The following is a 20,495-nucleotide window of genomic DNA, read 5'->3' as shown; positions in this document are numbered from 1 at the left end:
TGGTCGAAGCCCATTAGAATTTGTAAATTTGGTCACCCTTATCATATTAGGGCGATAAAAATGAGCACATTTGAGATTAATAACATAAGTGACTTTTCAGTTTCGGAAAGATTTCAGCGCTACGTACAGATTGACACACAATCTGATGTAAATTCACCGACATGTCCATCTACCGAAAAACAGAAAAATCTGGGCAAATTATTGGTAGAAGAACTCTTATCATTGGGCATCTCGGATGCAGCTATGGATGAAAATGGTTACATCTATGCAACTATACCTTCCAATACAGCCAAGAAAGTTCCAGTGATCTGTTTCTGTTCTCACATGGACACTTCTCCGGATTCTTCGGGCAAAGACGTCAAACCTTTGGTACACCACAATTACCAAGGCCAAGATCTGGTACTTCCTGACGATACGAGTATTGTAATCAAATATGCAGAACATCCCGACCTAGCCAATCAAATCGGAAACGATGTGATTACCGCCAGTGGAACAACATTATTGGGGGCAGACGATAAAGCGGGTATCGCTGAAATAATGGATGCTGCCCGCCTGTTGATGAAACACCCTGAGATTAAGCATGGGACTATCAAGATCTTATTCACACCGGACGAAGAAATCGGCCGCGGAGTTGATAAAGCAGACTTAAAACGTCTGGCAGCAGACTTTGCCTACACCATGGACGGTGAAAAAGCCGGCACGATCGAGGATGAGACATTCTCTGCCGATGGAGCAACTTTAACAATACACGGCGTCTCGGTTCATCCTGGCTTTGCCAAAGGCAAAATGCAAAGTGCGATTAAAATCGCAAGTGCCATCATTGATGCATTACCGAAAGACCGACTTTCTCCGGAAAGCACCAATAAAAAAGATGGATTTGTGCATCCGGTAAATATCAGTGGGTCTGTAGAAAAAGCTGAGATTCAATTTATCATCCGAGATCATGCAACAGCTAATCTTAAAAAACACGAAGATGAACTGGAAGCGATAGCAAAATCCATCGTCAGTCAATATCCAAATTGCAGCTATACCTTTGTTGTAAAAGAGCAATACCGCAACATGAAAGAGGTCTTGGATCAACATCCCGAAATTATGGAGATCGGTATGGAAGCGATTACAAGAGCGGGTATGGTCGCAGAAAGACGAAGCATCCGTGGTGGTACGGACGGCTCACGGCTTTCGTTTATGGGGCTTCCATGTCCTAATATCTTTGCGGGTGGACATGCATTTCATGGGAAACAGGAATGGGTATCAGCACAAGATATGGAAAAAGCGGTCAAAACAATTTTGCATGTTGTATCTTTATGGGAAGAAAAAGCATAAATACATTCTAAAATCAACATATTTTTAATGAAAAACGACGTTTTAAAAGCAATACACTACAGAAGATCGGTATTTCAGGCTTCTTTTACAGACGAGGAAGTAAGCAAAGAAGATATCCTCAGCATCCTCGAGGCAGCTAATGCTGCTCCAACACATAAACGGACACAGCCTTGGCGTTTTGTCATCTTCCGCAAAGAAGGACTTCAACGCTTGGGTACTGAATTATCGCGCATCTATAAATCGGTTACACCAACGGAGAAATATACAGAAGCAACGGAGATCACCATGGGCAAGAAAGCAACACAATCGAATGTTGCCATTGCGCTTATCGTCAATTATACGGGTGAAGTTCCCGAATGGGAAGAATTGGCTTGTACTGCTGCCGCTGTAGAAAATATGTGGCTCGCTGCACATTCGTTGAATATTGGTGGATACTGGGCAACACCGGGCTTAATTAATCATTTGGGAGGTTTCCTTAATCTGGAAGAGAACCAAAAATGTATCGGCCTATTTTACTTGGGACATCACCAGTCAGAGGCGCGTGAGCCGATACGTACACCGATTGAAGAAAAAATTCGTTGGGAAGAATAGCGTACCGCAACATACGATAAAATTATTAAGGGCTCGAATCATTCGGGCCCTTACTAGTTATTTTGTTTATTTTCTAGGAAAAGTTACTAATACAAAAATCCAAATAACCATAAAGGAATCTTGTTGAGATGTCCGAATTCGATCTCGTCTGCTACAATATAGGCTTTTTCTATCCCTTGAATTTGTTTATTGGACTTATTCTTCCCTCCTATCTCAAATGTGTACTTTTCATCTACAATAAAATCTCCTTGGTCTGTAAAATTGACCTGGTGTTGGAATACGAGCTGATTGACAAAAAACGTTTCTCTTAGATTTCCACGGTTAACATTTTCATGTGCAAATAAAAAAGAAAGATTAGTGTTTTCAAGAAAAATCTTTGAAGGCTTTTGTAACTGACTTATTCCTTCACCCACCTTATAAAGGTTATGCGTCAAGCCAATTTCATCCAAATAGTGTAGGTAAGACAACAAAGTCGTCCGGCTAATTCCAATTTTTTCGCTAAGTTTACTCACATTAGGTACAAAAGGGACAGATTCAGCAATAATCACGAGCAATTGCTTAATCTTAGCTACATAAGCGATATCTACATTTCGTAAAAGGGGCAATTCGATCTCCAGAATCATGTTGATGACCTCCATTACGCGCATCGCATACAAATCAAGCTGCTCTTGATAATAAGGATAATACCCATGCGTCAAATATTTCTCAAAATACTGAAAAGGTTTGACCAGATCATTGATCTCATAAGCCAGCCTATTATGTTCTTGCAGAAGTTGATCTAAACTTAACACAGGAAAAGTAGCTTTTGTTTCCAATGAGAGAAATTCCCGAAAAGAAAATCCCTGCATTTTGTAAACTATTGCTCTACGACTTAGATCGGCACGTGCATTGAGTATCTCTAAAAGCGAAGACCCTGTGAAGACAATCTTCATTTCAGGGTAGTCATCATAAATATTTTTTAATAATTGTGCCCATCCTTCATATTTATGTACCTCATCCAAAAACAGATACTTACCTCCTTTTTGATCGAATTCATATACTAAATCCAACAAAGACCTATTATTAAACCAAACGGCATCCAAACTGACATAAAGCACTTCGTCTAATCTATCTAGCAAATTCAGCTTAACGTATTGTAGTAATAACGTCGTCTTACCGATTCCCCTTGCCCCTTTGATTCCAATTAAGCGAGCAGACCAGTTAATTTCGTACATTATATTTCGTACAAAATCCATATTAACAAACTGTATACGTCGCTGAAATTGTTGGATTAGTTCTTCCATGGGATATTGTTCGTTTTGTTTAAACATCTATTTTGTTTAGTACACAATACAAAAATAAACAAAATTGTTCACTATATTGAACAAAACAAACAAATATCGTTCAGTACACTAAACAAATTATCATTTATGCTCCATTATAAAGAACTTTGCTGTCACTAAAGACGAAGCTCCGGTGCCCGTTCCAATCGTATATTACTGCGACAAAGGTTTATTCCCATATATAACCGAACCATATAATTTAATATGCACCCCTTCTTTCGGATTAAGCCATTTGGCCGTGAGTTTATGTTTTCCATTCGGTAATTGATATTTGTAAAACATTTCGTAACGTCTTTTTATTTCGTTAACAGGTAATATCGCAGTTTCGATCAGTTGATCATCTATGGAAAAAGCAATTTTGGCCTCATAATCATCGGGCCCATCCACATTCGCTCTAAACACAATACCAATACCTTCAAAATTGTATTCGTACGTATCTTTTAGTTGCTGGCCCAATAGCGACTCTACCTTGATCGGGTAATGTCCTACAAATGATTTTTCATAACGAACGGGCTTAATTTTCTGGGTTTTTATAAGAACGTTATTTTGCCGAATCTTACCTCCTTGCTTTTGAATCATGGCAAGGGCGTGTTTATAACCAATATCATATATTCCATTTAATGAAATGCCGGTGAAATCAAAATTTCGATCCAGTACTGGCATGAGTGGCGACTTCCATTTTTCTGGGATCCGATCATAGCCGTATAGTGTCCCTAGAATACCTGCAACGGTTGAAGGATTACAATCCGAATCCTGACCACAACGGGTAGCGATGTCTATACTCTTAAAGAAGTCACCTTGACCATACAATAAACCAATCACGACATAGGCGCTATTGATCTTTGCATCGATGTTGTAAGGAGCCAGCACACCATCAGGAGAGCCAACTTCGTTGCTCCATTTGCGTTCGCATTCCTGCCAAGTCTTTCGCCAATCTTGCGGATACTGTTGATGCCATTTTATGATATCGGCAATACACTGGTAAAAATCACTCTGCTTGGGTATAGCAGCAAGCGCCTGATTAACTATGGCAGGTACATCCTTGGAGGTAAACGCTAAAGTATACATCGTAGAAACGAATACACCACCATACCAACCGTCACCATAATTCATTATATGTCCAACTTTGTCTGCCAATTTTGCCGCCGAAGCAGGCATCCCCGGATACATGAGTCCGATAAAATCTGATTCTATCTGAAAGTCAATATCATCCGCATGGGGATTGTTTGTCCAATGTCCGGACTTTGGTGGTTTTAATCCCTGCAAAACATTATAGCGTCCCATCTGATTCGCAGCCCACAGTTGATAACCTTTATTGGCAAAAGCTTCCGCAAAATAGTTAGCTGGAGCTTCCACCCCATGTTTGTCGATCACTTCAACAAAGGTAAGATCCATGTATATATCATCGTAAAGTCCTGGAAACTTATTATAATAACCGGACACAACTTGATCATTCCACGGAATATCCACGGTATCTGGTATCATTCGTCCCAAATATTGGAATTCCGTAGGGCCACCGTAGGTACAGCCGATCACTTGTCCAGCCCAGCCGCCTTTTATCTTATCTTGCAGTTCTTTTTTTGAAAGAGTGATTTCCGTCTGCTGTGCAACACAGGTCATTGCTGTTACCATACACGCCGAAAGAACACTATATTGCCTCAAAAATTTTATTTTCATTGTATGAATATTTAGAATGGACTTGCTTACAACCGTTTTATCCGAATATTTCTGAAAAAGACCTCAGAACCATGCCCCAAGAAACCAATATGCCCAGTCGTCCGTTTCAGCCCCGGATGATCCAATTTATCCATTGTCCCATTTTTGGTTGCCTCCTTGAGGTCCCCATCCACGATCACCTGTCCGTTTAATGTCACTCTGATTTTTGAACCATCAACACGAATTTCCTCTTGGTTCCATTCTCCCAGTGGTTTTAATGCGCCTCTCTTTGCCGGGATAATACCATAAACAGATCCATGATACTGATAGGGAGCCAGTTCATTGTATACTTCAGCATCATTGTCTAGCACCTGAATCTCCTTGCCCATATAGGCCGCATCTCCCTCTAATGGCGCATGAATCCCGATCCCGTTGTTAGCCGCTGAAGTTAATTTGAACTCGAAACGATAAATAAAGCTATCATACTCCTCTTTAGTATAGAGATTGGTTCCGGCTTTTTTTTCGGGGTTGGAACGAATAAAGCCATCTTCCGTAATATCATAGGCTTCGGTTGGAATCCATTGATCAAAGTTTCTGCCATCAAAAAGCATAACAAATCCATCTCTTTTTTCCGATTTACTGAGTTTTGAGATCTGCCTACTGGCCGCTGTTTTTACTTTATTAATTTTTTGAGCCGCGCATAGACTTTGCATTGCAATAAGGGCTACAAGGACAGCTAGGCTGATAAATAATTTCTTCATTTTTTTATCTATTTAGTTTTTATCGGTTTTACTTTTCTTGTTTCATCCGCTTTTTTCTGTCTTTTCACGATCAGATCACAGACTTCCTTATAGATTGCTCTACTTTTAGGATCTGCACTGGTGGCGAGTTTCATCATCGCGTCCCCCCCCTCATAGTAGGCCATAGCCGCATTTTTGAGGACACCATGTTTTTCGAAAGCACCTATATAAGCGTGTAGCCTTTTCTCAAAATTGGGTTGCTCTACCCGGCTATCAAACTCCATCTCCATGCCCATGCCATGTGCTTTAGCAAAGTCGCATGCCTCATCCAGACGGCTGTCGGGAATATTTTCTTCAAAAAAGTGATTCGGTTGCTGATAGGCTGCATCAAAGCCTACTTTTTGCCAATCGCCATGTCCTTCTGCTTTCCAATAAGGAATCCAATAGAACTTTAAGCCTTTCTGTTTAATATAAGCTGCGATACGTGGAATAAGCTGCTGCCCGTCTGAGCTTTGCTCCGCTACCCAGTAAAATCCGGCGAAATCCAATTGATCTAACTTTGATCTTTTCCAATGCTCCAAAGCTGTGTCGATATACCATTTACAGGCTTGAAAGCGATCATCTTCGTTGGTAAAAGAAAGTTTCCTGTCATTAAGTTCTCCCCAATCTTGTTGTCCAAAAATGGGTTCTGGAAGGGTCAGGACAACTTTGCGACGATTCGCAGGGCGGATCCCCTGCTTGCTTAGATCATGTAGCACTTCATTAAGTGCGGGGATAGCTTTCTGTTTTTCAAAATTACGTTCAAGTAGCCAGGCCCATTCCGTTTTTCCGGTATGGGCCTTTTCATAGCCTATTGAATAATCTTTTCCTTTTCCGTCCTTAAATTCGATAAAAAGAAAGCCATCAAACAAAAAATCAATGTTATCCTGCTCCTTTCGATAGACATAGTGCGCCATCTGTTCACGGTTCCAGTCAGGCCGATGCACACCACCTTGATAGATCAGGGCGAGATCAGTAATATAATTTGTCTTCGGAGATGACAACGGCAGATATTGCTGCGCTCGAACAATATAAACACAGCAGATGACAGTAATCAATAATATGGTTTTTCTCATCTTTTATATATTTAGTTTTGAATATTCTATTCATTAACACAAAGGGGTGCTTTCGGTATTTTTTTATTTCTGGGGTAATGACACCGAAAAGATTAATAATACGCAAGGATAATACTGCCTGCACGATCCGCATTCAGGTTGGCTAATCTACCATCCTGTAGATAGGAGATGCCCGCCCCTTTTTCAACAACCCTATATTTCTTTCCCTCGAGTTCTTCAGGCAACTTCAATGTAGACTGCCCTTGTTGCTTACAATCAATAAATAGAAAAATTTCTCCTTTTATTATCCCTGTATAAACCAGATTCTTTCTATCATTCACTAGCGGAGTAAACCAGTTGTATAATCCTGTCCAGCTGAAAACAGCACCCTTTCTTACTGGTCTTTCGGCAATCTGGTTATGGTAAGTTTTGCCTTGGGCCCTAACAAATATTTTATCCTCGGCTGCTAGCGTCCAATAGGGATCACGTTCGGTCGCAGGCATCAAATAACTTGATTGACAGATACCCATAACCGAATTCCTTTCAATAAAACGATTGAATAAGGGATATTTCTTTTTGTACAAAAACAACTCCTCAGGCTCAGGCTGAAAGTCGGAATATGAAGCATTTGGAGTCATGACTTCTGTCTCTCCAACAAACATACTCTGCATGCCATAATACCGCCCGATCACATATTCCTTTGTATTTTTATAAGCATGAGACACTTCTACATATAGCTGTCCTTTTTGTATGGTATAGGTGATGTCTTCTTCCAATAATATTTCTTTTAGCGCGAGCGCTTCCCCATCGGCTCCTTTTGTGGGCTGAAAAGGATCATAGATCTCATTTTTGACTTTGACGGCGACTATTTCTGCTTCCATGGCATCTCCATCACGAAGTTGTTTTCCATCTGCATAAAAGGCAAAACTGATTGTCTTGGCCGTATTAATAGTTCCGTTCTCCCTGAAACTGTGATTTCCTCCTACCCAGCCACCGTGCTTCAGCATAACAGGCCCGATATTATCGGAGCTAGTTTCATTGAGTACACAATTGACATTTCGCTCGGGATAAGCGAGCGGAAGCTGGGTTAAATTTTCCGCTAAACCAACTTTAGAAAAGGTCATTAATTCGTTAAACATGCATTTTTCAAAAACAATAATAATATCATTACGGGCGTCAAACTTAGCACCGATATACAATTTGCCATCCAGCATTTTTACATATTGCTTCGATGATAACATTTCGAATTGCCGAAGACGGTCCACATGCATTGGTAAAGACGCTGCCGCCTGTATTGAGCTACAGAGCAACAGCATCGCCAAAAACAACAGTTGACTAAAATTGTTCAACCTTTTATTTATTATTCCCATGTATTGGCTATATGTTGATAATTTAATTGGCGCTTCACGATGATATCTCCCAATGTATTTTTCATCTTCTTCATTTCCGCATCCTTGCTCATCGACATATGATACCAAGCTCCATCCCCATCATAGTAAGCAATAGGAAGTTTATTCCAAGCCTTCGCATCATCAAATTTCTCCAGATACTCATAGAATTTTTTCCTAAATTCCGGTTGATCGATACGTCCGTCGTACTCCATCTCAAGCGATAGTTTATTGTTCTGTGCAAACTTAATGGCTCCGGTCAGGATTTCCATTGGCGTCTTCACTTCAAAAAAATAGTTAGGCTGCTGATATGCAACATCAAATCCAACTTCTTTCCAGAACGGAGAATTCTCAGCACCATAATAGGGTATCCAGCTTAATGGTTCATTTATTTGCTCCAAATAGGCTTTTACGAGCCTAACCAGCTCTCTATCCTTGTGCTTATCGAAAACAGCTTCATGCGTCCAATAAAAACCGCCAAAATCCAGGTGCTTTATATTGCTCTTTCGCCAATGTTCACGTACTTGATCGATATACCAAATCATCGCCTGCGCCCTATCCTTCACATCAGCAAAATCCAACGATTTGCCAGACAATTCGCCCCAATTGCGTTGTTCAAAAATTGGCAATGGAAGGGCAAAAACAGCTTTACGTCTAAATGGAGGAAAGATTTTACTTTTAGCCAGACTATCTAAAATATATTCTACAGCTTTAGGTCCTTCTTTCGGTGCGAAAGTACGTTCCAATAGCCATTGCCAGTCTTTCTTAGTCGCACCACGGCCACCTCGCAACCCGTTATTATACTCGAAATCTACTTGTTCTCCATTAATTTTTGCCGAGAACTCCAGGAATAAGAAACCATCATAAAGCCACTCCGTCTTTTTTTCATTATTTCGATAAACATAATGCTTCAATGCATCGGCATTCCAATGAACGCGCTGCGCTCCGCCATGATAAATCAAAGCCAGATCAACGATCTTTTTGGAAGAGGGTACTTTAGGCGCAGTTATCATCGCTGAGGACAACACTAATCCTGCACATATTGTAATAAGATAGATCATTTTTCTCATAACTCTCCCTATTTCAACCGAGATTGACGTTTGACAATGATATCTCCCAATAACTTAAACATCTTCTTGAGTTCTGGATCCGAACTGATGGACAAGCGATACCACGCTCCCCCACCCTCGTAATAGGCCACTTCTTTCGTATCCCACACCCCGCCATTCTGAAATTGTTCGACATAATCATAAAAGTGTTTTCTATAACCTTCTTCAGCTACTTTTTCATCAAACTCAAACTCCAGCTGCAATCCATGCTCCTTTGCAAATTCAATTCCTCTTTGCAGGATCCAAAGGCCTGACTTCAGGTCAAAGTAGTAATTGGGCTGTTGATAGGCTTTGGTAAAACCGATTTTTTTCCAATCTTCGGCACCTTCTGCCCAATTGTAAGGAATCCATATCAGATCATGCTTTTTCTTTTTCAGGAAATTGCTCACCTGTCTGATCAGCTGATCATCCTGATTCTTGTGGTCAATGGTCTCATGCAACCAATAAAAACCACACAATTCCATGTATTTGTATTTCTTCTTTTTCCAGACATGCTCTATCTGATCCACATACCACTTGGCAGCAGCGAAACGATCCTCCAGCAATCCCAGATCCAGCTTCTTCCCATGAATACTCCCCCAGTTTTTATTGCCGTATATAGGGTTGGGCAGTGCAAAGAAAACTTTACGTTTTGTAGGCGGTGGGTACCCCAATCTCACTAGGCTATCAATTATATGTTCTACAGCATCAGGCCCCCTACCCTTCGCAAACGTCTCCTTTAACAGTGCATCCCATTCTGTCTTATTCGGCACCGAACGATAGGACAGTTCTACTCCAAAATCATACTCTTTTCCATTTGTCTTGGTCACGATTTCCAGAAAAAGAAAACTGTCAAACAAATACTGCGGTTTTCCATCTACCTCCCGAAACACATAAGGTTTCATCTGCTCGGAAGAATACCGAAGGCGATGGTTTCCTCCATGATAGATCAACGCTAAATCTGAAACGTTCTCGGCGGTAGCAATCTTCTTTTTGGAGTGCTTAGTCTGTGCCGACCCCGTATTTATAAAAAGTAAAAAGGCACAGCATATTAGATAGGTGATAGATTTCATTTAAAAATTTAGTTTTATTTTATAATCGGTTTATGTTTACTTTAACCTTTTCTGTCTTTCCACGATGATATCACCCAATGTCTTTAGCATTTTCATCATCTCCGTTTTTTTACTGATTGACAGTCTGTACCAAGCGCCACCGCCTTCGTAATAAGCTACTTCCTGATTGTCCCACACGCCACTTTCTGTAAACTTCTCCACATAGTCGTAAAAGTGCTTGCGGTACCCTTCTTCCGAAACCCTATCATCAAATTCAAACTCCAGCTGTAAGCCATTTTCTTTAGCAAAATCGATTCCGCGCTGTAAAATCCATAGCTCTGATTTTAGATCAAAAAAGTAATTCGGTTGCTGATAAGCTCTCGTAAACCCGATTTCTTTCCAGCGTTCGGCACCTTCTGCCCAATTGTAAGGAATCCATACAAAATCCTTCTTCTCGCTTTTCACCAGATCGCTCACTTGCTTAATTAACACATCGTCCTTGTTATGGCTATCGATAGTCTCATGAACCCAATAATATCCCTCTAACTCAATATATTTGTAGTTTTTCTTTTTCCATCGTTCCTGAACCTGTTCGACGTACCAACGCGCGGCCTTAAACCGATCCTCTAATTTTGACATGTCCATTGCTTTATTATCAATCATTCCCCAGGATTTATTCCCATAAATGGGATTAGGAATGGAGAAAATAACTTTCCGTTTTGTAGGCGGAGCATACCCCTTTTGTACTAAACTGTCTATCGTATGTTCAATAGCATCAGGTCCTCTCCCTTCTGCAAAGGTCTGGTCCAACAACCATATCCATTCGGCTTTGCCCGGTACTTTAGCATAGGGCACCTCTACACCAAAATCATACAATTGTCCGTTTAAAGTTGTTGTGATCTCCAGAAAAAGGAAACTGTCAAACAAAAACTCCGGCTTACCACCATTATCCCGAAAGACATAATGTTTCATCTGCTCGTCATTATTGGCAATCCGTTGGGATCCCCCGTGATAAATTAATGCCATATCCGAAATACGGGAGGCAGAAGGCAGTTTTACTTCTTTCACTTCCGGCTTCGGCTCTCCTGTAGGTCCGACCACGTTATCCTTACTACAACTTATGATGCCCACTGTCAATATGCCAAGGACAGCCAAGATTTTTAAATTTTTAATCATGTTCATGGTTTTCATTGTTAGTAATACTTCCAGAAAGTGATTTCCGCAAAGCCCATATCTGTCTCGTTCGAATAGTTTTCATAACATACTATGCGGATATAACGTACATTAGGCAACCCCGTATCAAATGATCCATTATCACCGGCCAGCCATGCGGCTTGGCTTTCATCTGTACGGGTAAAACTATACAGTTTAGTCCATCCAGTCATATCACCATCGATGGGCTTGTCCGCACGACCATATATTTCGTAGCGCTTCATCATCCGGTTTTCTAATTGCCAATAATGATTGATTCTATATCGGCTCAGTTGCACCGCTTCGCCCAGATCAAATGTAACTCGAGCTGGTACAGTCTTGCTTCTCAGATCAGAAGACAAGCTTCTCCAATTTCCATAGTCACCCCATTGGGTCGCCCATACACCGTCCCAGGCATTCTCGATCCGATAATTGTCGCCAGGTACCATGGGTGCATCACCGGGGAGTGACATGGCTTTAAACAAGGCCTTATCCATCGGCTTTTCAAACAAAGGTTTCTGTTCTACCCAATCTGTGCGAAACGTATCAATACATAATGAGTCCGGGAGAAACAAAGTTTGATAGCGGTAAGAACTTCCCTTTTTATACTGGGGAAGATTATTTTCTTCAGCATCCGCAGCAATTCTTACCTTGACCAACTTGTTCTCTACATTGGTATATTCCAGATCTACCCCGCAGCTTTGCACATCCGACTTCCCCCATTTCAGTTGAACAGACTCATTTGTCTGAATCTCCTGATTGAGCAAAACCCGGTTCAATAGGGTAGCTCTATATTTTTCACCATAACTCCGCCCTGTTATATACTGTGGTACCGAGGGACTACCTAAGCTATTATAGTTGATCAACTCAAAATTGTAATTTCCCTCGGGTAGCGGATCAAAGAGATATTCGAGCTTCTGTAAACCTGGCGTTCGATTGACAGGGATAACGACAGAATCTTTACGGCTATTCATATAGATTACCGTCTTCGTGATATTTGGATCAGTCATTATCATCCAAGTCAACTTTAAGCGATCAGCTCCTGGTAATATTTTGATAGTATCCCCTTTGGCAGCATAAATAAGCTCTTTACCGCCGACGAGATCTTTATACTCATCCATTTTGCTACATGCCAAGCATAATAATGCTAAACCGCATATTAACATTAATTTTTTCATCTGTATAAATTATTTATAAGTGTTAACCTCATCGGTATAAATGAGCTCGTTTACGCATTAAATTAGCACTTTAAGGTATTCGTGAGCTCAATCGTTCGGTTCACTCGGTTTGTTTTTTCGGTTGTGATAAAGCTATTGGATTTAAAACTTGTCATCACCCCAAAAAGTAATTTCTGCGAAATTCAGATTTGCTGTACCCGACCAATTTTCGAAACACTTCACCCGAATATATCGTACAGGGGGTAAATCGGCAGAGAAATCGCCATTGTCTCCTGCGAGCCAAACTTCGGCATCCTCTGCAGTATACGACTCGCCTGGTAGACCGGAGGGTTTCTTCTGCTCATAACCGATCATCTTCACCCAGCCGTCCCAACTACCGTCTTTAGGTGCATCTGTCCGTCCCCATATTTCATACTTACGCATACCTTTATCGATGAAACGATAGTAATGATTAACACGAAAACGGCTCAATTTGGCCTTAACTCCGAGATCAATGGTAATATGTGTTGGCTGACCATCATTAACCGCATTTGTACTTACATTTAACCAATTTCCATAGTTATTCGGAAAAGTAAAATCAGAAGACCAGGTGCCGTCCCATGCAAAACGTTTAGCAATATTCCATACATCATTGTAAACTGGGGAATCTCCGGGCAACGTCAGATCTTTAAACAATCCTTTGTCGAGCATTTTCTCGAAAAGTGGAGTCAATGTGAAATATTTTTTTTCGGAGGTGTGTCCCCAGCGGTTACGAACAGATAATGCAAACTTCATGGGCTCGGCTTCCATCCCCCTGAACGTATGGTTTCCTTTTTTCATTTGTGTATAATATCCGCCTTGATAGAGCTTCCATTCCCCGCCCTGCTCAACTTCCAATAGAAATCCCAAATCAGCTCCCGTCGGATTATCAAATTTCATGTTTACCCCTCCGAAGTCGGCCATAAACTGCAGACTTTTAAATACCTCTTGAAATGGCGGCGATAGAGGTTTTACCTTAACCTCTACTGGCGCTGACTTAATTTCGGCCTTGCTAACCGCATAAATCTTAACCACGCGCTCACTATCATCCGATAAGCCTTCTATCTCAATTTTATTATTATAGGCAGAGCCTTTAAAATACGCTACTCCCCGACTATCTCCTGTTGGCACCTCTGCCATGATATACTGCAGATTATAATCTTTTGGTAGATTATAGGTTAAAACAGCTCCTCCCGGTGTTCCTGTAATCTTGACATCCGTAACCTGCCCCTTTACCTCTCCTTCTTTCTGCACAGGCGTATTAAACTCTTCTTGACATCCGTAGAAGAGCATTCCAATGAAGCAAAATAATATTAATATCTTTTTCATGTTTTTCTACTTTTATGTGATTACCATCCGGGATTTTGTACCAGATTCTTATTTTTCAGCAATTCACTGGTCTGAATAGGCCATAGATAATCTCGTGGTGCGATGAACTGCTGGAGATGCAAGGTACGGGCCTGATAATACTCTATGTTTGTCTTCTGCATAATACTCCAGCCTTTGACAGGGCGATTCTGGAACAATTCTGCTTTTTTCCAGCGGCGCAGATCCCAGAGGCGGGAACCTTCAAATGCCAATTCAATCTCTCTTTCCTGATGGATAATTTCACGTAGACCATCTTTAGACGCAAACTTATTCGGACGGGTTGAATAATTGGTCCAAGATTCTTTCACTCCCTTCAATCCTGAGCGTTCGCGGATGATATCTAAGTAATAAATAGCATCATTTCCATTACCGATTTCGTTCAGACATTCGGCATAGAGCAGATAAAGATCAGCTAGACGCATCTCGGGCCAAGGGTAATTTTCCGTAGTAAACGATTGACTCGTTGGCGTAAATATCCAGCCCACAAATTTTTTGATCCAATAACCAGTCTCATTATAATACATATCTCTTTGCTTGGCCTGAGGTTGCCCAAGCTTTCCATGAATCTTCCATGGTGTTTTATCGCTTTTATTTGATGATTGCAACCACAGGCCACCATCAAAGCCTAAGCTGCCATAAAATCTCGGCTCTCTATCAAAATTAATGGCTGCTGTCTTATAACCTACTTCCAGCCGGTACTTATCTTTGTCTATTGGGGTTTTGAGTTCAAAACGTCCTGCATAATCCCAAGTCTTGTCTTCGTCAATAGGCACCCCATTCTCGGTATAAAAACGTTCGACCATATTTAGAGTAACAGAAAAATACGAACCCGAATAGGTCTGTTTTCCGAATTGTGGATCCATCTCATCGATGGCTGCCTTTTCCTGGATGCCCCGGCTATTGACCTTTCCCGACCTCCCCCAGATCAACTCGCTGTTCCACTTTTCGGTGATCGCCGATCGTATGTGCATCTGCTTTAACGTCTCCGCACTCATCTCAAATAGACCGGGATTAAATTTGTGTAGCTTTACTCCCGCAGCGATATCAATCGCCTCTGAACATGCATCAGCTGCCAATTTCCATTTGTTTGCATCATAGGCAGTCGGGAATAATAACTGCCCTTCCTTATCTTTAAATCCCGCGTAATCTGGATTACCATTAAAAAGTGGGCTGGCTGCTGTAGTTAATGCCCTTGCTTTCAGCATCAATGCTGCGACTCTGGTCACGCGCCCTGCTTCTGTGGCCATTTTATCAATAGATACAGGCAGATCAGGTGCAGCCTCATCAAGCAATGCTGTAATATAGCCGATCACCTTATCCACAGGCTCACGTTTTACCTTTACTGTCTCTAGATCCACATCCATCGGGAAATTCGTATCAACGATCGGAATCGGTCCATACATTTTAAACAGGAAAAAATGATAATAGGCTTTCAGGAACTTTGCCTCAGCTACCCAGCGTTTACGCATTTGTGTGTCTAAATCCAACATGATCGTCGGATTGGAGGTGTTTTCGATAAAAACATTGCAATCCCGGATCGCTTTAAAAAAATCAAACCCCGAACGATCCCCATTCCAAGCATTCACATTAGGATTATCGACATTTTGCATACCTAATGCAATCTGCCATGGCCATTGGTAGCTTTCATGATTGAAACTCCAGGTCCACACATCATCCGCGCCAAAAAAATAAATACTCTGGCCATCGATTGGAGGCAACCAAGAATAGCAGGTGTACAAATACCGTTCTCCCTCGTATTTATTCGCAAAGGCATGCTCAATTGTCGCTACGTTATCGGGCATAATATCCAGATAATCCTTAAAGCAACTATTTAAAAGCAGGGGCATAGACAAACCAACCGCCCAGAGAGCGATCCGCTTCCTAAAGGCCAAATATCTCCTTGTTTTAAAAATATTTTTTTTCATCTCTATTTCGATTAATGTCATTTAAAAACCTATTTGGACTCCGAAATTGAATACACGCTGTACCGGATAACCTAAGCCATTTCCTCCCATTTCTACGTCCCAAAGTTTAAACTTACTCCAAGCCCAAAGATTCATCCCATTGGCATACACACGTAGATTAGAGACCCGATAGCGATCCAGTAGTTTTGAAGGCAAATTGTATCCCAGCTCCAAGGTTTTTAAGCGTACAAAAGCCCCATCTCTCATCCACCAACTGGAAGTATGGTAGTTGTTCTCAATCCCATCAAGCGACAATCGAGGATAGAATGCATACAGGTCTGGATTACTTTCCGACCAGTGACTATCCACAATGGACTGCAACAAACCATTCTGTGTCGATGAGCCAAGAAATGGTGCGATAGCCCCTGCACTAATAAAGAAGGAAGATCGAGCAGAGCCTTGTGCTAAAGCACTAATATCAAACCCCTTGTAACCGTAGGTAAAACTCAACCCATAAATAATCTCCGGTACAGTAGGATAACCTAAAGGCACCATATCCATGTCTGAAATCCGCCCATCCCCATTGATATCGTGATACTTTAGATCTCCTGCCCGATAATTCGTATACCAAAACTGCTTTGGCGAATTGGCAACTTCGAGATCATCCACAAAATAGCGCTCCGCCACATATCCAAATGTTTGGGAAGTCGAATTACCTATGATTGAGCGGTGCACCCCCGTAGGATAGTCTGTTTCTTCAAATTGTGTAATTTTATTAGTCGCATAGGTAAAGGTTCCCTTCACGGTTAAGAAACTATTATTCATAAAAGATTTGGTATAATCCAATGTCGCATCAAGCCCCCGGCTCCTTACCTCAGCCAGATTTGCCTGTGGGGTAGAAGACAAGCCCATTGTAAGCGGAATATGTGCCCTGGTCTGCAGAATATTGGTACGATGTTCTTTAAAGAGGTCCAATTCCAGACTAAAACTTTTAAACAACCCTAGCTCTAACCCCACGTTGGTTTTATAAGCCTTTTCCCAACTGATGTCATAACTGGCATAGCGGTTAACACTGATTCCGGATTTGCTTTCACTAAAGTTTTGCCCAAATGTATATCCCCTGTCGCCGTTGTTCATATTGACATCCGACATATAATAAAATCGATCCGTATCATACCCGATCTGATCATTTCCCACAAGACCATAAGAGCCACGCAGTTTAATTCTACCACCAGACCCTTTAAAATCTTTTAAAAACGGTTCCTCACTCAAGTTCCACGCCACCCCTATGGAAGGGAAAAATCCAAAGCGATTTTTCTCATGGAAGCGCTCTGAACCATTATAACCAAAATTAAACTCCATTAAATAACGGCTGTCATAACCATAGGTAAACCGTCCGGACAAGCTAATATTTCGCTTGGGCAGCGATGCCATTAAACTACCAGCATTTCCCGTCACATAATCACTCATATAGCCCACCAACATGGCACCAAAATCGTGCTTCTCATTCACTACCTTGTTGTAATTGACCGCTGCCTCCAACCAGTTGTAACTATTGATATCTTTTCCCCACTCCTTATAATCAAGATACTCCCTTCCCTCACCTTCGTTTAATAACCGGAGACCACGGAAGCCTTCATTGGGATCAATAATAGCTGAATAATAAAATGGACTGTTTTGTCTAGCTTTAGCAAAATACGATCTACGTTTGGTGTACCCCATTATACGTGCCGTCAGCCCCGGTAAAAGAAAATTAAAGTCTTGATTCAACTCGATCTGAGCCAACATATAGGCTGAACTATTCGTTTCGTAACCAGACAGCATAGAAGCGTAGGGATTAAAATATAACCCATTACTAGGCGTTTTTGCATTTCCAAACAAGGGATGTTTTTTCAATGGATCATAGCTCGCATCGAATATAGCCGGAAACATAACAGGATTCGATTTTAGAATAGCTTTGAATACCTCACCGCCTCCTGAAACAGGCCCATTATAATCACTAAAGTTACCGCTCAGACGGAACTTCGCCCGTGTAGAGGGGGTAAATCTCAAGCTAAAATCTGATAAAAGTCCAAAAGTCCGGGCCTTTACATTCGTATTAAATCCATTCAGTTCCAACGTATTAAATATTCCATTATCTACATTAGCTGTGCCCGACACATAATAATCAGCTTTGGCTCCCCCGCCGCCAATATTAAAGTTCAAACGGCTGTTCAACGTATTATCTTTTACCATTAAATCCATCCAATCATTGCTTGGATATAGAAAGGGATCCATACCCAACCTTGTTCGCTCGATTTTCTCAGCGGAATAGGCTGGAACATCCTGGGGCTTTCTGGTTAACTTTGCCTCATTGGCCATTTCCATATAGGTAATGTTATCAGCGAACTTGAAATTCCGGGAATTGGAAGACAAAGAAGATTCGTAACGCACGTTAAACTTGGTCTTTCCATCATGCCCCTGCTTAGTGGTCACCAATACCACGCCGTTAGCGCCTCGCGCCCCAAACAAAGCGGCTGCCGAAGCGTCCTTCAGAATCGAAAAAGATGCAATATCATCAGGTTGAATGCGTGCAAATTCATAAGGGCTAGACTCAATACCGTTGATTAAGATCAACGGATCTTTTTTACCCGTACCATAGGTACCAACCCCGCGGATATAAAAATCAGCATTATCTCTACCCGGCTCACCGCTACGCTGATAGGCGATCATGCCGGCTACACGTCCCGCCAACATCGTGGTCAGGTTACTTGTAGGTCCCTTGAGTTCCTTCGGATTTATCGTTGTCACAGCACCAACCATCGTTGATTTACGTTGCTTCCCAAATGCAACCACTGCCACCTCATCCAATTGCCCACTACTCATTTCGAGTGTAACATTCATTTCTGCGTCACCATTGATCGCAACTTCCTTACTCTCATACCCCACAATGGTAAAAACTAAATGTCCGTTGGCTGGTGCAGAAATACTGTAGTGCCCATTGGCATTTGTTTGCGTGGCGACAGTATTTTTCTCCTTGACCTTCACACTGACCCCGGCCAGTGCTGTGGATCCGTCCTTGACCGTCCCTTTGATCGTGATGAGATTGCTTTGTCCCCATACAGCACTTATCCACATCACGAACAGCAATACCCAAACAGTTTTCACAAAGTATTGAAAAAGAACTTTTTCAGTTTGATTTGTTTCAGGTTTATTCATATACATAACGGTTTGCCTAGAAAAGGCATAATTGGTTTTTGTTTACTCAAATAAAAGATATATTTTTTAAACAATCAAGTATTTTTTAATTTTTTTTAAAAATTAAAAAGAAAAAAAGGTTTTTTATTAAAATAAAAAAGGGTTGAAATAAAATAATTTATCAATAAATCTACTTTGACTGGTGTCTATGAACAAAACGTGCATAGATGAAAATACCTAGATAACATAACGCAGGTATAAAAAAGGCCGCTTCCCAGCCTAAACTATCTTTAAGGCTCCCTTGGAGATAGGTAACTATGGCCCCACCAGTAATTGCGGTAGACAAAATACCAGAAGCCTGCCCAGCATTTTCACCCATCCCCTCAATTGACAGACTAAAAATCGAAGCAAACATCACAGAATTACAGAATCCACAACCTACGAGAAATAATACTGACCATAATCCAACAGTCGAAATCGAGAAAAGAACAGCAACACATCCGAGTCCAGATAATATCATCAGCAGTTTAGAGACTTGAATATAACGGAGAAAAAATGCTCCGGCCAGCCTTCCAATTAACATCCCACCCCAATAATAAGAGACAAAATAATTTGCACTGGACTCCGACATACCTAATCTATCCGCAGTATAATTTGTTAGAAATGTTCCGATGGCAACTTCGCCTCCCACATAAAGGAACAATGCCAATATGCCGAATTTAAGTTTGGGATACAGCCGTAAAGTATCCCCTAACGAAAGCCGGGTCCGCCTCTCAATTGTTTGAGCCTCGGGAAGCCTAAGTCTCCATATTACAAAGGCTATCAACAGAAGCACCAGAGCGATCATCAGGTAGGGAACAACAAGAGCCTGCGAAGAATCGACCGCTCCTTCAATCTTCGACAGGATAAAATGCGCACCAAACAATGGCGCCAATGTCGTACCAAGCGAACCAACACCCTGAATCAATGTCAATCTAGCCGCAGACGTTTCTGGTGTTCCCAAAGCTGTAATGTATGGATTTGCAGATACCTGTAATAGCACAACACCTATTGCCAAAACAAATAATGCACACAAAAACAAATGATATTCATGGAGCAAGGCCGAAGGAAAAAAAAGCATTGCACCAACAGAAGCTAAAAGAAATCCAACGATCATCCCTTTTTTATAGCCGATACGCATTAGCATTTGCCCAGCAGGAATAGATACTAATCCGTAGGTTAAGTAAAAGTAAAATTGCACCAATGAAGATTGTGCATAATTCAAATGAAAGCCCTGTTTAAAATAGGGGACCAATGTATCGTTCAATACAGTTACAAATCCCATCATAAAGTAAAGGACGCCTAAACAGATCAGCGCCCCTAGGTATAATCGTTGGTTATTCATAAATAATATAAATTGGTTAGC

The 20,495-nt window shown here is 41.3% G+C and carries 15 protein-coding genes; 2 read left to right on the top strand and 13 right to left on the bottom strand.

The genetic code is table 11. The features are described from left to right. Positions 1–60 precede the first annotated feature (60 nt). Both pepT and B4G94_RS21660 read left to right on the top strand, forming a co-directional pair. Positions 61–1,323, top strand: coding sequence for a peptidase T (gene pepT, locus B4G94_RS21665; protein WP_286861905.1), 1,263 nt, complete (start codon positions 61–63; stop codon positions 1,321–1,323). A gap of 27 nt (positions 1,324–1,350) precedes the next feature. Beyond that, entirely contained in the window at positions 1,351–1,914 is a 564-nt protein-coding gene (locus tag B4G94_RS21660) for a nitroreductase family protein (protein ID WP_286861903.1), read from the top strand. A gap of 86 nt (positions 1,915–2,000) precedes the next feature. Here B4G94_RS21660 and B4G94_RS21655 read toward each other — a convergent pair whose 3' ends face one another. From B4G94_RS21655 to B4G94_RS21595, 13 genes are all read right to left on the bottom strand, one after another. Continuing rightward, on the bottom strand, positions 2,001–3,224 hold the full coding sequence (locus B4G94_RS21655) for an ATP-binding protein (protein WP_286861901.1): 1,224 nt from the start codon (positions 3,222–3,224) through the stop codon (positions 2,001–2,003). Positions 3,225–3,389: 165 nt separating this feature from the next. Then, the gene (locus B4G94_RS21650; RefSeq protein WP_286861900.1) at positions 3,390–4,913 is read right to left on the bottom strand and encodes an ADP-ribosylglycohydrolase family protein; all 1,524 of its coding nucleotides are present in this window, start codon (positions 4,911–4,913) and stop codon (positions 3,390–3,392) included. Positions 4,914–4,939: 26 nt separating this feature from the next. Next, complete coding sequence (locus B4G94_RS21645; protein WP_286861898.1) at positions 4,940–5,653, bottom strand: 3-keto-disaccharide hydrolase; 714 nt, start codon at positions 5,651–5,653, stop codon at positions 4,940–4,942. 8 nt (positions 5,654–5,661) lie between these two features. After that, positions 5,662–6,747, bottom strand: coding sequence for a DUF4855 domain-containing protein (locus B4G94_RS21640; RefSeq protein WP_286861896.1), 1,086 nt, complete (start codon positions 6,745–6,747; stop codon positions 5,662–5,664). Positions 6,748–6,839: 92 nt separating this feature from the next. Further along, positions 6,840–8,075, bottom strand: a complete 1,236-nt coding sequence (locus tag B4G94_RS21635) for a hypothetical protein (RefSeq protein ID WP_286861894.1) — start codon at positions 8,073–8,075, stop codon at positions 6,840–6,842. A gap of 11 nt (positions 8,076–8,086) precedes the next feature. After that, positions 8,087–9,184 (bottom strand): DUF4855 domain-containing protein, encoded by a 1,098-nt coding sequence (locus tag B4G94_RS21630; protein ID WP_286861892.1) that lies wholly within the window; start codon positions 9,182–9,184, stop codon positions 8,087–8,089. Between the two features lie 8 nt (positions 9,185–9,192). Beyond that, entirely contained in the window at positions 9,193–10,275 is a 1,083-nt protein-coding gene (locus tag B4G94_RS21625; RefSeq protein WP_286861890.1) for a DUF4855 domain-containing protein, read from the bottom strand. A gap of 36 nt (positions 10,276–10,311) precedes the next feature. After that, a complete protein-coding gene (locus B4G94_RS21620) occupies positions 10,312–11,430 on the bottom strand; it encodes a DUF4855 domain-containing protein (RefSeq protein ID WP_286861888.1) in 1,119 nt (372 codons plus the stop codon). A gap of 17 nt (positions 11,431–11,447) precedes the next feature. Further along, positions 11,448–12,623, bottom strand: a complete 1,176-nt coding sequence (locus B4G94_RS21615) for a DUF4998 domain-containing protein (RefSeq protein ID WP_286861886.1) — start codon at positions 12,621–12,623, stop codon at positions 11,448–11,450. Positions 12,624–12,764: 141 nt separating this feature from the next. Further along, positions 12,765–13,970 carry a DUF5000 domain-containing lipoprotein gene (locus B4G94_RS21610; RefSeq protein WP_286861885.1) on the bottom strand — a complete coding sequence of 402 codons (1,206 nt, stop codon included), beginning with the start codon at positions 13,968–13,970 and terminating at the stop codon, positions 12,765–12,767. Between the two features lie 20 nt (positions 13,971–13,990). Next, a complete protein-coding gene (locus B4G94_RS21605) occupies positions 13,991–15,934 on the bottom strand; it encodes a RagB/SusD family nutrient uptake outer membrane protein (protein ID WP_286861884.1) in 1,944 nt (647 codons plus the stop codon). Between the two features lie 21 nt (positions 15,935–15,955). Continuing rightward, entirely contained in the window at positions 15,956–19,111 is a 3,156-nt protein-coding gene (locus tag B4G94_RS21600; RefSeq protein WP_286861882.1) for a SusC/RagA family TonB-linked outer membrane protein, read from the bottom strand. Between the two features lie 169 nt (positions 19,112–19,280). Further along, positions 19,281–20,474: a sugar MFS transporter gene (locus tag B4G94_RS21595; protein WP_286861880.1), complete on the bottom strand. Its 1,194-nt coding sequence runs from the start codon at positions 20,472–20,474 to the stop codon at positions 19,281–19,283. Positions 20,475–20,495 lie beyond the last annotated feature (21 nt).

It is taken from the genome of Sphingobacterium sp. UBA7625 (genome assembly GCF_002484085.1).
Classification (GTDB): Bacteria; Bacteroidota; Bacteroidia; order Sphingobacteriales; family Sphingobacteriaceae; genus Sphingobacterium; species Sphingobacterium athyrii.
This window is presented reverse-complemented; position numbering and strand designations above follow the sequence as displayed.

Coding starts and splice junctions, on each gene's coding strand:
- B4G94_RS21610 (WP_286861885.1), bottom strand. CDS start 13,970: ATGAAAAAGATATTAATATTATTTTGCTTCATTGGAATGCTCTTCTAC.
- B4G94_RS21620 (WP_286861888.1), bottom strand. CDS start 11,430: ATGATTAAAAATTTAAAAATCTTGGCTGTCCTTGGCATATTGACAGTG.
- B4G94_RS21600 (WP_286861882.1), bottom strand. CDS start 19,111: ATGAATAAACCTGAAACAAATCAAACTGAAAAAGTTCTTTTTCAATAC.
- B4G94_RS21605 (WP_286861884.1), bottom strand. CDS start 15,934: ATGAAAAAAAATATTTTTAAAACAAGGAGATATTTGGCCTTTAGGAAG.
- B4G94_RS21645 (WP_286861898.1), bottom strand. CDS start 5,653: ATGAAGAAATTATTTATCAGCCTAGCTGTCCTTGTAGCCCTTATTGCA.
- B4G94_RS21595 (WP_286861880.1), bottom strand. CDS start 20,474: ATGAATAACCAACGATTATACCTAGGGGCGCTGATCTGTTTAGGCGTC.
- B4G94_RS21640 (WP_286861896.1), bottom strand. CDS start 6,747: ATGAGAAAAACCATATTATTGATTACTGTCATCTGCTGTGTTTATATT.
- B4G94_RS21650 (WP_286861900.1), bottom strand. CDS start 4,913: ATGAAAATAAAATTTTTGAGGCAATATAGTGTTCTTTCGGCGTGTATG.
- B4G94_RS21655 (WP_286861901.1), bottom strand. CDS start 3,224: ATGTTTAAACAAAACGAACAATATCCCATGGAAGAACTAATCCAACAA.
- B4G94_RS21625 (WP_286861890.1), bottom strand. CDS start 10,275: ATGAAATCTATCACCTATCTAATATGCTGTGCCTTTTTACTTTTTATA.
- B4G94_RS21630 (WP_286861892.1), bottom strand. CDS start 9,184: ATGAGAAAAATGATCTATCTTATTACAATATGTGCAGGATTAGTGTTG.
- B4G94_RS21615 (WP_286861886.1), bottom strand. CDS start 12,623: ATGAAAAAATTAATGTTAATATGCGGTTTAGCATTATTATGCTTGGCA.
- pepT (WP_286861905.1), top strand. CDS start 61: ATGAGCACATTTGAGATTAATAACATAAGTGACTTTTCAGTTTCGGAA.
- B4G94_RS21660 (WP_286861903.1), top strand. CDS start 1,351: ATGAAAAACGACGTTTTAAAAGCAATACACTACAGAAGATCGGTATTT.